Annotated in this window: 1 protein-coding gene; it reads right to left on the bottom strand. The window is 60.7% G+C overall.

The annotated features are described in order from the left end of the window. Window positions 1–549: glycosyltransferase family 39 protein (locus IF803_RS42545; protein WP_461196173.1), on the bottom strand; the 549-nt coding region annotated here is incomplete at both ends.

The following is a 549-nucleotide window of genomic DNA, read 5'->3' as shown; positions in this document are numbered from 1 at the left end:
ACATAAGGCGATAAACATCGCCGGCAGCAGCCAGAGAATGACCGTCGGATAATTGCTGCCATCATGCCCAGTGAGAAAACGCCAATACATCGCCGGCAGATCGCCCCAGGAAACCTGAGGGATCCAACCGACGTCGCCGCCGACCCGCAGCTCGGCGATATGCGCCAGCAGATTGAACAGCACCAGCAGCCAGGGAATGTAGGCCACCCCGATCGCCACATTGGCCAGCCACCACGCCGGCTGCTTGATGTAACGTACGCCTTCGCGGCGGCACGACAGCGCCAGCAGCACCAGCCAGTGAGCGATCAGCGTAAAAATCGTGAAGTAGTGGGTATAAAAGCTCAGCGTCATCAACAGCGCATACAGCGCCAGATAGCGGCGGTTATCCGGTGTTTTCAGCCACTTCGCCAGCACCATGGCGGCGGCGATCGCCAGCATCCCCATCAGCGCGTACATGCGCGCCTCCTGGCTGTAACGCACCGCCATCGGCATGATTGCCATCAGCCACCCCGCTATCAGCGCCGCCCGCTCATTGGTCAACCAACGGGT

The sequence above is a fragment of the Bradyrhizobium sp. UFLA06-06 genome, assembly GCF_054820065.1.
Note: the sequence above shows the minus strand (reverse complement) of the source record. Positions and strands in the feature narration are given on the sequence as shown.